This window comes from Thalassospira marina, assembly GCF_002844375.1.
In the GTDB taxonomy this organism is placed as follows: domain Bacteria; phylum Pseudomonadota; class Alphaproteobacteria; order Rhodospirillales; family Thalassospiraceae; genus Thalassospira; species Thalassospira marina.
On record NZ_CP024200.1, the window covers coordinates 47,501 to 61,278 of the forward strand.

12 protein-coding genes (1 of these 12 cut by a window edge) are annotated in these 13,778 nt (G+C 54.9%); 9 read left to right on the top strand and 3 right to left on the bottom strand.

All coding sequences use genetic code 11. From position 1 onward, the window contains the following. Together lsrK and CSC3H3_RS20755 are read right to left on the bottom strand one after the other, a co-directional pair. On the bottom strand, positions 1-597 hold the beginning of the coding sequence (gene lsrK, locus CSC3H3_RS20750) for an autoinducer-2 kinase (RefSeq protein ID WP_101286376.1). The gene continues 969 nt to the left of window position 1, outside the view; 597 of the gene's 1,566 nt are visible here — the first part of the coding sequence; the start codon lies at positions 595-597; its stop codon lies off the left edge, out of view. 1 nt (position 598) lies between these two features. Further along, complete coding sequence (locus tag CSC3H3_RS20755; protein ID WP_101286377.1) at positions 599-1,543, bottom strand: sugar-binding transcriptional regulator; 945 nt, start codon at positions 1,541-1,543, stop codon at positions 599-601. 233 nt (positions 1,544-1,776) lie between these two features. On the opposite strand from CSC3H3_RS20755, the gene lsrA reads away from it, so the two are divergent. The 5 genes from lsrA (at position 1,777) to CSC3H3_RS20785 (ending at position 7,761) form a co-directional block, all read left to right on the top strand. Then, positions 1,777-3,291, top strand: coding sequence for an autoinducer 2 ABC transporter ATP-binding protein LsrA (gene lsrA, locus CSC3H3_RS20765; RefSeq protein ID WP_101286379.1), 1,515 nt, complete (start codon positions 1,777-1,779; stop codon positions 3,289-3,291). Then, complete coding sequence (gene lsrC, locus CSC3H3_RS20770; RefSeq protein WP_101286380.1) at positions 3,284-4,369, top strand: autoinducer 2 ABC transporter permease LsrC; 1,086 nt, start codon at positions 3,284-3,286, stop codon at positions 4,367-4,369. Before lsrA ends, lsrC begins: the two co-directional genes overlap by 8 nt. Continuing rightward, positions 4,369-5,370 carry an ABC transporter permease subunit gene (locus CSC3H3_RS20775; RefSeq protein WP_101270939.1) on the top strand — a complete coding sequence of 334 codons (1,002 nt, stop codon included), beginning with the start codon at positions 4,369-4,371 and terminating at the stop codon, positions 5,368-5,370. The genes lsrC and CSC3H3_RS20775 overlap by 1 nt, the downstream gene beginning before the upstream one ends. A 41-nt stretch (positions 5,371-5,411) precedes the next feature. After that, positions 5,412-6,413 carry an autoinducer 2 ABC transporter substrate-binding protein LsrB gene (lsrB, locus tag CSC3H3_RS20780; RefSeq protein WP_165791942.1) on the top strand — a complete coding sequence of 334 codons (1,002 nt, stop codon included), beginning with the start codon at positions 5,412-5,414 and terminating at the stop codon, positions 6,411-6,413. Between the two features lie 100 nt (positions 6,414-6,513). Continuing rightward, positions 6,514-7,761 carry a class II aldolase gene (locus CSC3H3_RS20785; RefSeq protein WP_101286381.1) on the top strand — a complete coding sequence of 416 codons (1,248 nt, stop codon included), beginning with the start codon at positions 6,514-6,516 and terminating at the stop codon, positions 7,759-7,761. An 84-nt stretch (positions 7,762-7,845) separates the two neighbouring features. On the opposite strand, the gene CSC3H3_RS20790 is transcribed toward CSC3H3_RS20785, so the two are convergent. Further along, positions 7,846-8,739 carry a GntR family transcriptional regulator gene (locus CSC3H3_RS20790; protein WP_101286382.1) on the bottom strand — a complete coding sequence of 298 codons (894 nt, stop codon included), beginning with the start codon at positions 8,737-8,739 and terminating at the stop codon, positions 7,846-7,848. Positions 8,740-8,945: 206 nt separating this feature from the next. On the opposite strand from CSC3H3_RS20790, the gene CSC3H3_RS20795 reads away from it, so the two are divergent. From CSC3H3_RS20795 to CSC3H3_RS20810, 4 genes are all read left to right on the top strand, one after another. Continuing rightward, positions 8,946-9,944, top strand: a complete 999-nt coding sequence (locus CSC3H3_RS20795; RefSeq protein ID WP_172963493.1) for a zinc-binding alcohol dehydrogenase family protein — start codon at positions 8,946-8,948, stop codon at positions 9,942-9,944. Continuing rightward, entirely contained in the window at positions 9,934-11,058 is a 1,125-nt protein-coding gene (locus tag CSC3H3_RS20800; protein ID WP_101286384.1) for a mannitol dehydrogenase family protein, read from the top strand. The genes CSC3H3_RS20795 and CSC3H3_RS20800 overlap by 11 nt, the downstream gene beginning before the upstream one ends. Next, positions 11,055-12,557 (top strand): UxaA family hydrolase, encoded by a 1,503-nt coding sequence (locus CSC3H3_RS20805; protein ID WP_101286385.1) that lies wholly within the window; start codon positions 11,055-11,057, stop codon positions 12,555-12,557. Before CSC3H3_RS20800 ends, CSC3H3_RS20805 begins: the two co-directional genes overlap by 4 nt. A 154-nt stretch (positions 12,558-12,711) precedes the next feature. Next, positions 12,712-13,704 carry a sialic acid TRAP transporter substrate-binding protein SiaP gene (locus CSC3H3_RS20810; RefSeq protein ID WP_101286386.1) on the top strand — a complete coding sequence of 331 codons (993 nt, stop codon included), beginning with the start codon at positions 12,712-12,714 and terminating at the stop codon, positions 13,702-13,704. Positions 13,705-13,778 lie beyond the last annotated feature (74 nt).

Consider the following 13,778-nt stretch of genomic DNA (forward strand, 5'->3'; position numbering starts at 1 on the left):
GGCCGATGGCAGCCAGTCGCGTTCGCGCAAACCGAAAATACCCGTCGTCCCGGCATTGGAGGGATCAGAGACAATCACCCCGGAAAGGCGGGCAACCACCCAGTCCGAAAGCATGCAGATTTTATCGATACGGTCGTAGATATCGGGCATTTGCTGACGCAGCCATAAAAGGCGCGGCAATGCCCCCAGGGCAAAGGTTTGCCCGGTCTGATTATAAAGGTCGTGTTCGACACCGGGGAAATCCGTTTTCAACTGACGGACCTGATCGACCGCGCGGCCATCGACATTGGCGCAGGCCCAGATTTCGCGACCATCACGGTCAAAGGCAACAAAGGCCTCGCGCATGCTTGTGGCGCTGACAGCGGCAATATCGGTACCGGAAATACCGGCAGCCCCAAGCGCGCCTTCAATACAGCTACATATAAGTGCCCAATTGCCTTCGACGTCAAAATCCATCGAACCGGGATAGCGAGGATCGGTTTTATGCCACCATTCGCGCTGCATGGCACCAAGCTGGTTGCCATCGCGGTCAAATACCACCGCGCGGCCACTGCCGGTCCCGGCATCAATCGCCAGAAGATAATCACCCTTTGCCATCTTAGTTATCCTCCAGCAGCTTTTCGGCGGTTTTTTCATCGGTAATCAGAATGTCGACATATTTGCCCTTCAGCGCGGACTGGATCGCCCGCACCTTGCTGACCCCGCCAGCCGCAGCAATGACATTTTCGGAATTTGAAAGCGCCGCAAGACGCGCGCCCACCACACGCTGATGAAGCGGCAGATCAAGCGCCTGGCCGTTATCATCAAAAAACTGGCACAGAATATCGCCAACAGCGCCCTTGCGCCGCAACGGTTCGACCTCGACCGGGGTGATATAGCCACTGCGAACAACGGTGGAATCGGCATTCAGTTCGCCAATCCCCACCAGTTGATAGGCCGCATTCAGGGCCATTTCCAACACAGCCGAAATGGCAGGTTCCGCCATAAGGGCAGAAGCGACATGCTGATCGGACACCACAAGCGGAGCCGGCACAAGATGCACGCTGCTGCCCCAGTTTGCGGTGCGCATGCCATCAACATAAGTGGCAACACCGCCGGTTAAGCTGACCAGCGACACATTGCGTTCATTGGCCATGTGGCCAAGACGTTGAATGGTATGACTGACCGTCGCCCCCCAGCCAACGGCAAGCAGATCATCGGGGCGCAGACGCTGCATGAGAAATTGTGCTGCCGCCTGACCAAGACGTTCGCTAAGATCGCCACCTTCAAGATGGGGGATGACGCGAACTTCGCGCAGACCCCAGCGATCCTGCAGGCGCTGTTCATATTCAAGGCAGCCCTGATGGCGGGAATTGATGCGCACCTGGATGATGCCGGTCCGACGGCCACTTTCAAGCAGGCGCGAGACCTTGATGCGCGACAGGCCGAGCTTGTCGCCGATTTCGCCTTGGGTCAAACCGTCATTATAATAGTACCACGCGATACGGGTGAGGGTTTCTTCCTCCGCGTCCGCGTAGCTCCAATCTGTATTGTCTGACACCATGAACGCCATCCCAGCTTTTGTGTTATTTGTTCAAATGATTATTCATTAAACAAGTGATCACGTCAACCATCCGAAAGTGCAAATTTTTCCTGCCTGCCAAAAAGCGCAGAAACACTCGTTAAACGCCAAACTATGCGGCGATGCACAATAACATTAAGCGATAATTCATATTGACGCCTGCGTTTTGGTATGATCACATGTTCATCATAAAAACAAATGAACAGGCCCCAGGGATGGAACGGAAAAACCAAGACGCAGCCGCCGTTCGCGTGAACGACATATGGAAATCATATGGTGGAACGGCAGTTCTCAAGGGTGTGGACATCACGCTTCTGCCCGGGCAGGTCCATGCCCTGCTGGGGGGAAATGGCGCTGGCAAGTCGACTTTGATGAAATCGATTGCCGGGCTGGTAAACCCGGAATCGGGCAGCATCGAAATTAACGGCCAGGTGCTGAGCAATCCGTCACCGGCGGCGGCCCAGGCATTGGGGCTGTATCTTGTGCCGCAGGAAGCCCATATCCTGCCCAATCAGTCCGTTCTGGAAAATATATGCCTTGGCCTGCGGGCATCGGCAAAGGCATTGCGCGGCGACATTGAAAAGTTGATTGCCGAGCTTGCCGTGCGCCTGGACCTGGATGCACAGGCCGCGACCCTTGAAATTGCCGACCGCCAGATTGTCGAGATTTTGCGCGGCCTTATTCGCAAGGCGCGGGTTTTGATCCTGGACGAGCCAACATCGGCCCTGACACCCCATGAAGCAAATGCCCTGTTTGATCGCGTCCGCCAGTTACAGGCGCAGGGCGTGGGCATTTTCTTTATTTCGCATAAATTGCGGGAAATTCGCGAAATTTGCGATGTGATCAGTGTGCTGCGGGATGGCGCGATTGTTCTTTATGGCACGCTTGATGAATATGACGACCAGCAGATTGTTGAGGCAATGACCAAAACCGCCGCGACAGCAGGCGCATCAATTGCCGCCCCGCAACGCCAGCGCAATACCGATTTCAACCTTGCCAGCAGCATTCTTGAAATTTCGCATTTCAGCGGCGAAGGGTTTCGCAACATTTCATTTGATGTACGTGCTGGCGAGATTGTTGGCCTGGCCGGGGTTGTTGGTGCCGGGCGGTCGGAACTGGCCGAAACATTGTTTGGCCTGCGCCCGTCAAGCAGCGGTAGTGTGAAATTGCAGGGCAAGGACCTTGTCGAGCGATCCCCACGCAAATGCGTTGATGCCGGGCTGGTTTACCTGCCCGAAGACCGCCAGCAGAACGGCCTGTTCTTGGAAGCATCACTGGCATGGAATATGTCGGGCTATACGATGCATCGCCTGGGGTTTTTCCCCAAAGGCAAACGGGAAACCGGCGAATTTTCCGAATTTCGGGATGCACTGGGCATCAAATGCGAAGGTCCCGGCCAATCGGCCGGTCGGCTTTCAGGCGGGAACCAGCAAAAGGTTTTGCTGGCAAAATGCCTGGCGGCGAACCCGCGCCTGTTGATCCTTGATGAACCGACACGCGGCGTAGACGTGGCTGCACGTAACGACATTTACCGCCTGATTCACCAACTGGCTGAAAAGGGCATGGGTGTTTTGCTAATTTCATCGGATTTCGACGAAATCGAACAACTTGCCGACCGCGTGATCGTCATGGCGCACGGCCATCAGTGCGGAGAACTTTCCAGCCAGGCGATCAATGTTGATGCCATCGCCCATTTAGCCTTTGAATCCGGAGCGGCAAGCCATGCTTGATTTCTTTGCCCGCAACCGCGTTGCGACCCTGTTTGGCGTTACCGTGCTAGCCTTTATCCTGATCGGCATTGCCGCACCTGGTTATCTGTCATTATCGACCGCGTCGGTCATCATGTCCAACAGTCTGGTTTTGATGACCGTGGCACTGGGCACCATGCTGGTTATTTTGACCCGCAATATTGATGTTTCCAGCGGATCGGTTCTGGGGCTTAGCGCGGTTATTCTGGGTCTTTTGTTAAATGACGGCATGGGGCTGGTGCCTGCAATTGTCATTTGCCTGATCTGCGGGGCGCTGGCGGGCCTGTTTAACGGCATTCTTGTTACCTTTTTCAATGTGCCGTCCATTATTGCAACGCTTGGCACACTGGGCCTGTTTCGCGGGATCATGCTGATCCTGACAGGCGGCAAATGGATCGAGGAATTGCCGCAATCCCTTAAATTTCTGGCAGAAAACGGCAGCATCGGGATTTCGGTCCTGACGGTGGCTGTGGTGATTGCCCTTGCTGGGGTTTGGGCAATCACCCGCCATACGCGCTTTGGCCGCTATTTTTATGCCGTCGGCGATAACCGCGAAGCCGCCCGCCACCTTGGTATTCGCATTCATCTGGTGCAGATCAGCGCCTTTGTGGCGGCTGGTACGCTTGCCGCCCTGGCAGGGATCATTTTTGCCGCCCAGATTGGCTTTATTCCCAACCAGGCAGGTAATGGCATCGAATTAAAGGCGATTGCCGCCAACGTTCTGGGTGGGGTCAGCCTGCTGGGCGGTAGCGGGTCGGTACCTGGCGTGTTTGTGGGCGTGATTTTCATGACCTCGATTGACAGTGCGCTGGTGTTTTTAAAAATCCCCGCCTTCTGGAACGACTTTATTGCGGGGGCGGTGTTGCTGCTGGTCCTGCTGCTTGATGGCCGGGTGCGCATTGCCGTGGAAAAGGCCATTCGCGCCAAACGCTATGCCGTGCACGCCCCGAACCCCACCAATACCAACACCAACACCGGTGCAGCGGCAAACAGCCCTGAAAACACCCTCCCGCGCCCCACCAATGCGCAATCAAATGCCACCCCGCAGGAGCACGCATAATGAAACGTTTCTTTCTGCGCTGGGAAATGGCGCTGTTTGTCATGCTGGTGGCGGAATTCGCCATTTTCGGTGCCATCAATCCGCGCTTTTTGAACCTGTCCAACCTGCTTTACAGCACCAGTGACTTTGCCCAGATCGGCATTGTTGCCCTGCCGCTGACCATCGTGATCATTGCTGGTGGCATTGACGTTTCCTTTGCATCGACGATTGGTTTGTGCGCGATCATTTTTGGCATCGCCAATTTCTTTGGCCTGCCCTTGCCGCTTTGCATTGTGGCCGCCCTTGGCGCGGGCGCGATTGCCGGGCTGTTTAATGCCGGGATCATTCATCTGTCGCGCATTCAGCCACTGGTCGTGACACTGGGCAGCCTTTATCTGTTTAGCGGTGCGGCAACAGTTCTTTCCGGTGTTGTTGGTGCGGGTGGCTATGAAGGCATTGGCAATTTCCCCGACAGCTTCACCGGTTTTGCCTATATCGAACTGGCAGGCCTGCCAGCCCCCTTTGTGGTGCTGCTGATTGAAGCAGTCATCCTGTTTGTAATCCTGCATTTTTCGCGATTTGGCCGTTCGGTTTTCCTGTGCGGGTTAAGCGAACATGCCGCACGCTATAGCGGCCTTCCCATTCGCACCATTCAGACCATGACCTATGTGATGACCGGCGTTTTTGCCGGGATCGCGGGGCTTGTTCTTTCGGCCTATTTCGGATCGGCCCGTGTTGATCTGGGCACCGCAACCCTGCTGCCCGCCATTACGGCGGCGGTTCTGGGTGGTGCCTCCATTTATGGCGGGCAAGGGTCCATCATCGGAACATTTCTGGCAACGCTTGTTATTGGCTACCTGCAACAGGGCCTGCAAATGAGCGGTGTTCCCAGTCAGATTTCCAGCGCGCTCTCAGGTGCGTTGCTGGTGGTTGCGGTCGCATTGCGCCACGGAAGCGCCTTGCTGACCAGCTTTGTCGCTGCGCGAATAATGGCGACGAACCGGAAACGCGCAGCATCATGAGGAGGAGGAACGACATGTTTGGACGTCAATTCAAATGGACTATGGCAGCAGCGATCACGGGTTCGATCATTGCAGCAGCAACCCCGGCGCTGGCTGAAAACCAGATTGCCTTTATTCCGAAGCTTGTTGGTGTCGGCTTTTTTACCAGCGGCGGTAATGGCGCACTGGCAGCCGGTAAAGAACTGAATGAAAAAGTCACCTATGACGGCCCGACGGAACCGAGCGTTTCCGGCCAGGTCCAGTTCGTGAACAACTTTGTCAATCAGGGCTACAATGCACTGATCCTGTCTTCGGTATCGCCCGATGGCCTGTGCCCGGCACTGCAGCGCGCAATGAAACGCGACGTGCTGGTCATGACCTGGGATAGCGATGTGAAGCCGGAATGCCGCAGCTATTACGTTAACCAGGGCACCCCGGAACAGCTGGGCGGTCTTTTGGTCGATATGGCCAATGACGGCATTAAAAAGGACAAGGCAAAGGTCGCCTTTTTCTATTCCAGCCCGACCGTAACCGACCAGAACGCCTGGGCCAACGCCGCCAAGGCCAAAATTGCCAAGGAACATCCGGGCTGGGAAATCGTCACCACCCAGTACGGTTATAACGATGCACAGAAATCCCTGCAGACGGCTGAAAGCATCCTGAAGGCCTATCCGGACCTTGATGCCATCATCGCACCGGATGCCAACGCCCTGCCCGCATCGGCACAGGCAGCCGAAAACCTTGATCGCGCAGGCAAGGTCACCATTGTTGGTTTCAGCACGCCCAATGTGATGCGCCCCTATGTCAAGCGCGGCACGGTGGAACGTTTTGGTCTGTGGGATGTTACCCAGCAGGGCAAGATCGCCGTTTATGTTGCCGACCATGTCCTGAAAGACGGCCCGATGAAAGTTGGCGACAAGCTCGACATTCCGGGCATCGGCACGGTTGAAGTCTCGCCCAACAGTGTTCAGGGCTATGACTATGAAGCCGAAGGCAACGGCATCATCCTGCTGCCGGAACGTACTGTCTTTACCAAAGACAATATCGACAATTTTGATTTCTGATTTCGGAAATCAGGCACGACATCGTCCTCCCACGGTGTCGTGCATCTTTATTTGTTATTGAATTTCATCTTTCAAATTTCAGCCTAACGGAAATGCCCCGATGCAGAATTTATGGAACGATCAGGACGCCCAAACCTATATTGACCAGGCGCTGGCAAAGGGCCAGCCGGCCGATCTTGGCCTGCGGGTTTATACGTCTCGCATTATCGGCCAGGTGCCCGACCTTGTTTTGCATGGCGGGGGGAATACATCGGTCAAGGTCACGCAGGATGACGGTACACGCATCATCCATGTCAAAGGCAGCGGCTGGGACCTTGAAACCATCGAGGCACCGGGCCTGCCAGCCGTTTATCTGGAACCATTGCACGAAGCCCGCCACCAGGGCCGTCTGAGCGACCCGGAAATGGTTGCCCTTCTGCGCAAAAACCTTTTGGAAGCTGATGCCCCGAACCCGTCGGTCGAAGCCCTTTTGCATGCGTATCTGCCCGATACATTTGTGGATCATACGCACTCAACAGCCGTTCTGGTGCTGGCAGACCAGGATAATTCCGAAGAAATCATGCGCGAAATTTACGGCGACCGCCTGGCATTTCTGCCTTATGTGATGCCGGGTTATGACCTGTCGATTGCCGGGGCCGACCTGTTTGACCAGTTCCCGGATTGCCAGGGGCTCTGGCTTAAAAATCATGGTCTTTTCACCTTTGGCGCGACGGCCAAAGAATCCTATGACCGCATGATCGATTTTGTCACCGAGGCCGAAAATTACATATCCGCCAAAGGCATTGCCCTGCCCGGACCGGAAAAATCCGACGGCAGCCTGAATGATACCCTGCGTGAAAACTTGCAGGCCGCATTGCAAAATGGCGCATCGCCCTTTGCCAACGGCATTGCCCTGGATTTCCGAACGACACCGTCCATTCGCGCCTATCTGTCCAACCCGGCGCTGGAAGAAATTTCCATGCGCGGAACGGCAACACCGGACCATGTCATTCGGATCAAACCATTTCCGATGATAATTGATGAAAATTCAAACGAAGGTACCATTTTGGCCGCAATTGCGGATTACCAGCAAAAATATAGTGCCTATTTCAATCGCAATGCGCCCAACGCCAGCGAACCGAAAGTCCAGTTGGATGCGTGGCCCCGCATTGTCATGATCAGAAATGTTGGTCTGGTCGGCCTGGGCAAGGATGCAAAAGCTGCAGCCATTGCTGGTGACCTTGGCGAACAAACCGCCCGGATCATTAATGCTGCCGAAAAAATCGGCCGCTTCCAGCCGATCAACGAGGCTGATCTGTTCGATATGGAATATTGGTCATTGGAACAGGCCAAGCTGCAAAAGAAGTAAACTTCTGGCACAGCAACAGCCTTTGTGAAGCCACCCGGCATAAAACCGCCTGCTGGGTGGCCTTTTTTCCCAGAAAATTCGCAATCAGTCCCAGGCGACAGATGCCAGAAGTGTGCGCCGTGCCGTTTGCAAATGACCCTGGAAATGTTTGCGCGCGCCGTCAATATCGCCTTCCTGCAGGGCGTTGATGACGCTTAGATGCTCGACCACGGCATCGGCGTTGCGGTCTTTTTCGCCGGTTTTGTTCCAGCGGTAATGATAATGGAAAATCAGCGCGACCAGATCGTAAAAATCATCAGCAAAGCGGTTATGAAATGCCGCAATGATCAGTCGATGAAACCGGTCATCAAGACGGGGAAACAGCATGTAGCGGCTGTCCATATCTTCCTGCAGATGGCGGTGTTCATCGGCAAGTGCAGCAAGCTTGCCCCAATCGGCATGGTCAGATGGCAGCTTTGCAAAGGCATCGAATGCGCGCAGTTCAAACATTTCGCGCACATCAAAAAGCTCCATGGCAAATTCGCGGGTAAAGCCGTTCAGGACCCAATAACGGTTCGGTTTCTTTTCGATCAGGCCAAAGCGTGAAAAACGAATCAGATATTCACGCACCGACGAGGCACTGACCCCGAAACTTTTGGCAAGTTCGCTTTCGCGCAAAACGGTGCCAGGGGCCAGGTCGCCACCGACAATATATTGCATGAAGGCCGGTTCGATCAAATCGGCGGTTGGCCGGGTTTCGCTGGCCTGAAAATAATCCGCCTTGGAGGGCAAACGCAGGACCGTTTTTTCGCGGCCTTTCCAGTGAATGATCTTTTCTTCGGAAAGATGGTCAAGAACGGCGCGAACCGTGCTGCGGCTGATGGACCATTTGCCCGCCATTTCCTTTTCCGGCGGCAGGCACGCTCCTTCGCCAAGCGAGACAATGTAATCCAGACAGGCGTTATAGGTTTCCTTGTAGGTCCTGTTTGTTTTTGCCACGTGTTTTCCGTTTCCCCATGCGTTTCTTCTGAAAATGCCCGCTGTATTGCGCAAAGGCAATTGCTTTGTCGAACATTTGATCACTGATTTAGTATTTTATTCATAAAAAACTGTTGACGGCAAATCGAACTTGTTTTTTATGTAGAAAATACAATTTGGGCAGCCAGATCCAAACCGCCTGAAACAGGGAAACAGCCATGACAGTGATGAAGACAATCGTATGTGTCGAACCCGGCACGCTTGCCAGCGGAACCGCCCCGACGCCCGAGGCAAAGGAAGGCCACATCCGGGTTGCCATTCGCAGCATCGGCATTTGCGGCACCGATTATCACATCATGGAAGGCCTGCATCCGTTTTTGCAATATCCGCGCGTGATGGGACATGAGCTTTCAGGCACCGCACTTGATGCCTCGTCTGACGGGTCCATCGCGGTGGGGGACCTTGTTGTTGTGAACCCCTATGTAACGTGTGGCACCTGCCACGCATGCCGCATTGGCAAGCCCAATTGCTGCATGTCGATTTCGGTGCTGGGTGTGCATGGCGATGGCGGCATGTGTGACCAGATCCGCGTTCCCGAAGGTAACCTTTACCCTGCACAGGGCCTGTCTGCCCGTGATGCGGCAATGGTCGAATTTCTGGCCATTGGTGCCCATGCCGTAAGCCGGTCGCGCATTGCAGCGGGGACAAAGGCGCTGGTCGTTGGTGCCGGGCCAATTGGCATTGGCACCGCCCTTTTTGCCAGCTTTGTCGGTGCCGAAATCACCCTGCGCGATACCAGCCAGCAACGCCTTGATCGTGCCTGCGCGATTGTAAAGGGATCAAAGGGTGTGCTGGTCAACGATGCCAATGCCGACCTGCCCAAGGATGGTTTTGAAACCGTTTATGATGCAACGGGCAATATCAATGCCATGAATGTTGCCATCAACGACCTCGCCCATGGTGGCACGCTGGTATTTGTTGGTGTGGTCAAAGGTGAATTGCGCATCGATGACCCGGAATTCCACAAACGCGAAACCACCCTGATGGGCAGCCGAAATGCCCTGCGCGAAGATTTTGAAAAGGTCATGCATCATATGCGCGCCGGTGATGTCCCGGTTGACCTTTTAAACACCCACGAAGGCACATTTGATAACGGCGTCGAACAGCTTCCCGCCTGGCTTCATGACCGCGAAGACATTGTGAAAGCCATCCTTCATGTCGGCTAAGGTTCCAACCCCGATCCTGCAATTTGGCACCAGCCGTTTTTTGCAGGCGCATTTCGACCTGTTTGTTGATGAAGCCATGCATCGTGGTCAGGCCATTGGCCCGATTACGGTGGTGCAATCCAGTGGTGATGCATCGCGGGCGGGCCGGGTTGCGGCACTTGCGGCTGATAATGGTTACCCCGTTAAAATTCGCGGGCTGGAAAATGGCGTGATTGTTGATCGCAGTCAGAGCGTGCGCGCCATTACCCGGGCACTTTCCACCGCAACGGACTGGCCCAAAATCGTCGCGATATTCGTCAACGAAGTCGAATATGTGGTTTCAAATACCGGTGATGCCGGTTACGCGCCACAACCGGCCGACCAGAACAGCGATTTTCAGCAGGAAATGTCCTTTCCGGCAAAACTTATGCTGTTGCTGCGTGAACGTTTTCTTGCCCACGGCCGCCCGCTGACGATTTTGCCGATGGAGCTGATTCCCGGTAACGGGGCAGTTTTGAAATCCTGTGTGCTGGCCCTTGCCAGCAACCATGACAGCGATTTTCAGGACTGGCTGGAAAACCGTGTCATCTGGGCAAATTCGCTGGTTGACCGTATCGTTTCCGAACCCATCGAACCCGCCGGTGCCATTTGCGAACCCTATGCCCTGTGGGCGGTTGAACACCAACCCGGCCTGATTTTGCCCTGCCTGCATCCATCCATTGAATTGGTGGATTCACTTGACGAAATCGAAGCCCTGAAACTGTTCATCCTTAATCTGGGGCACACCTGGCTTGCCGAACGCTGGCAGCAAAAAGGCAGTGATGCCACGCTTTCGGTAAAAACATTTCTGGAAGATATCGAAACATTCCGCGCCCTGCAGGAAATGTATGAAAACGAGGTCATCCCCGGCTTTGCCGCCGCCGGAATGGAAGACCGGGCACGGGATTATCTGGCCACAACACTGGACCGGTTCCGCAACCCGTTCCTGGATCACAGGCTGGCCGATATCGCCCAAAACCACCGCCAAAAGATAGAGCGCCGCATCCGTGGGTTTGTCCATTGGGCACAAAGCCACGGCGATACAACAAAAAAACCTGCGCTTGCCGCCATGATCAACAAGGTTCCCGCACCATGAAGATTAACGCCCTTCGCCTGAACGAAACCGACAATGTCCTGATCGCGCTGCTGCCGCTTAAATCGGGTGATACATCATCACCGGGCATTAATGTGGCCGAAGACATTGGTGCTGGCCACAAATTTGCAGCCCGCGATATCGTCAAAGGCGAACAAATCGTCAAATACGGCCAGGTTATTGGTGTTGCAATTGCCGACATCGCAACAGGCACGCTGGTTCACAGCCACAATCTGGCCATGGGCGATGCCCGCCTTGGTGCCGATAAAGCCGCTGCGCCGGTTTTACCCCGCCCCGAACGCGATACCTTTATGGGGTATCGCCGTAAAAATGGCCGGGTCGGTACGCGCAATTTTATTGGCATTGTTTCAACGGTCAATTGTTCGGCCACGGTTTGCCGCGCCATTGCCGATGCCGCAACCCGCACCCTTTTGCCGAAATATCCCGGCATTGATGGCTTTGCGCCCATCGTTCATGACCAGGGCTGTGGCATGGTCAATCATGGCGAAGGTTACGACATTCTGGTGCGCACCCTTGCGGGTTATCGCGACCATCCCAATTTTGGCGGTGTTTTGCTGGTCGGGCTGGGTTGCGAGGTCAACCAGCTTAGTGCTTATGGCGAAAAAGAAGACCCCGATTACGCCGCCCGCTATGCCAGCTTCAATATCCAGTCAGCTGCCGGTTCATCATCGGCGGTGCGCAAGGCGGTTGAAATCCTTGATGGTATCGCCGCTGTCGTGTCCAAAGACCAGCGCGAAACCTGCCCGGCATCCGAACTTGTTTTGGGTATGCAATGTGGCGGTTCTGATGGTTTTTCGGGCCTTTCGGCCAACCCCGCACTTGGCGTTGCCAGCGACCTTCTGGTCGCGGCAGGCGGAACCAGCCTGCTTTCCGAAACACCGGAAATTTTTGGTGCCGAACATTTGCTGATCGCGCGGTCCGATGCCGAAACCGGCGCACGGATTGCCGATATGATCGAATGGTGGAAAGACTACGCCGAAAAGAACAATGCCACGCTTGATAACAACCCGTCACCGGGAAACAAGCGCGGCGGTTTGACCACCATTCTGGAAAAATCACTTGGTGCCGTTGCCAAATCGGGGCGGGCACCGGTAGCCGATGCCATTGGCTACGCCTATCCGGTACGCAAACCCGGCCTCGTTTACATGGACAGCCCCGGCTATGACCCGGTTTCGGCCACGGGCCAGGTCGCCAGTGGCGCCAATATCATTGCTTTTACAACCGGTCGCGGTTCGTGTTTTGGCGCGAAACCGGCACCGTCGCTCAAGCTGGCATCAAGCAGCAGCCTGTTTGCCCGCATGCCCGAAGATATGGATATCGATTGCGGCACCGTGATTACCGGCCAACAAACCCACGAGGAACTGGGCCTGCAAATTTACAACACCATTCTCGATACCGCATCGGGCGCAAAAACAAAAAGCGAGGAATTTGGCTATGGCGACAATGAGTTTGTCCCATGGAAAATTGGCGCGGTCCTTTAACCGCGCCCCCGCGTAACCAGACATGGCCCAACGGGCCACCAAAACACCTGACAGGAATGCCCGGCAAACGGGCACCTGCCTTTCCGCAAAGATGCGGCAAAACCAATAATAACGGCAACAAAACCCATTTTACCGATCGGGAGGAAACCCATAAATGTTCTCGTCTTTTAAGGCCATTTTTCCGTCTACAGCCATTGCAGCCGCCACATTGGCGTTTGGCCTTGTTACGTCCGCGCAGGCGGCCGAAATCCTGAAATTTGCCCATATTTATGATGAATCAACGCCCTATCACCAGGTGCTGCTGAAAGCCGCCGAGGAAATCAAGGCAAAGACCGATGACCGCTATGAAATGCAGGTTTTCCCGTCTTCATCGCTGGGCAACGAAGAATCCATCAATGAAGGCCTGTCGCTTGGGACCGTCGATCTGATCTATACCGGCCCGGCATTCATGGCGCAAAGCTACCCGGAAATCGGCGTCATCGATTACCCGTTTGTTTTCCGTAACTATGACCATTGGCAGGCTTTCTGGAACAGCGACCTGCGCGATGAAATGGCCAAAGGTTACCAGGACGCGACGGGCAATATCCTGATCACCCATACCTATTACGGGACCCGTCAGGTTACTGCCAACAAACCGATCCTCAAGCCCGAAGACATGAAAGGCCTGAAGATCCGCGTGCCGAACGCACCGGCCTATACCATGTTCCCCAAAGCCGTTGGCGCGAACCCGACCCCGATGGCCTTTTCGGAAGTTTACCTTGGCCTGCAGCAGGGCGTTGTTGATGCCCAGGAAAACCCGCTGCCGACCATCAAGGCGGCGCAGTTTTACGAAGTACAAAGCGATATCAGCCTGACCGGCCACACCATTGCCACCCTGACCACCCTGATGTCAGGCAGCACCTATGACCATATCGACGAAGCGGATCGCAAAATCATTGTCGATATCCTGCGCGAAGCATCGGCCGATGCCACCAAACAGGTCCGCGACCAGGAAGCATCCCTGGTTCAGTGGTTCAAGGACCAGGGTGTGAAAGTTCACGATGTCGACCGTCAGCCGTTCATGGATATCGTTCAGCCGCTGCTGAAGGGCAAAGACATGCCCTGGTCGCCTGAAACCTTCGACCGTCTGCAGGCCATTGGCAAATAATCTGCCCTTTTGTGCCTGATGAATGGGACGGATGGAGTTTCTCCCTGCTTCATCCGTCCTGTCGTGCTGTTTGA

Bases quoted from the DNA above. Each gene is read 5' to 3' on its own strand.
- CSC3H3_RS20800 (WP_101286384.1), top strand. From the start codon at position 9,934: ATGTCGGCTAAGGTTCCAACCCCGATCCTGCAATTTGGCACCAGCCGT.
- lsrC (WP_101286380.1), top strand. From the start codon at position 3,284: ATGCTTGATTTCTTTGCCCGCAACCGCGTTGCGACCCTGTTTGGCGTT.
- lsrA (WP_101286379.1), top strand. From the start codon at position 1,777: ATGGAACGGAAAAACCAAGACGCAGCCGCCGTTCGCGTGAACGACATA.
- CSC3H3_RS20805 (WP_101286385.1), top strand. From the start codon at position 11,055: ATGAAGATTAACGCCCTTCGCCTGAACGAAACCGACAATGTCCTGATC.
- lsrB (WP_165791942.1), top strand. From the start codon at position 5,412: ATGGCAGCAGCGATCACGGGTTCGATCATTGCAGCAGCAACCCCGGCG.
- CSC3H3_RS20755 (WP_101286377.1), bottom strand. From the start codon at position 1,543: ATGGTGTCAGACAATACAGATTGGAGCTACGCGGACGCGGAGGAAGAA.
- CSC3H3_RS20785 (WP_101286381.1), top strand. From the start codon at position 6,514: ATGCAGAATTTATGGAACGATCAGGACGCCCAAACCTATATTGACCAG.
- CSC3H3_RS20775 (WP_101270939.1), top strand. From the start codon at position 4,369: ATGAAACGTTTCTTTCTGCGCTGGGAAATGGCGCTGTTTGTCATGCTG.
- CSC3H3_RS20795 (WP_172963493.1), top strand. From the start codon at position 8,946: ATGAAGACAATCGTATGTGTCGAACCCGGCACGCTTGCCAGCGGAACC.
- CSC3H3_RS20810 (WP_101286386.1), top strand. From the start codon at position 12,712: ATGTTCTCGTCTTTTAAGGCCATTTTTCCGTCTACAGCCATTGCAGCC.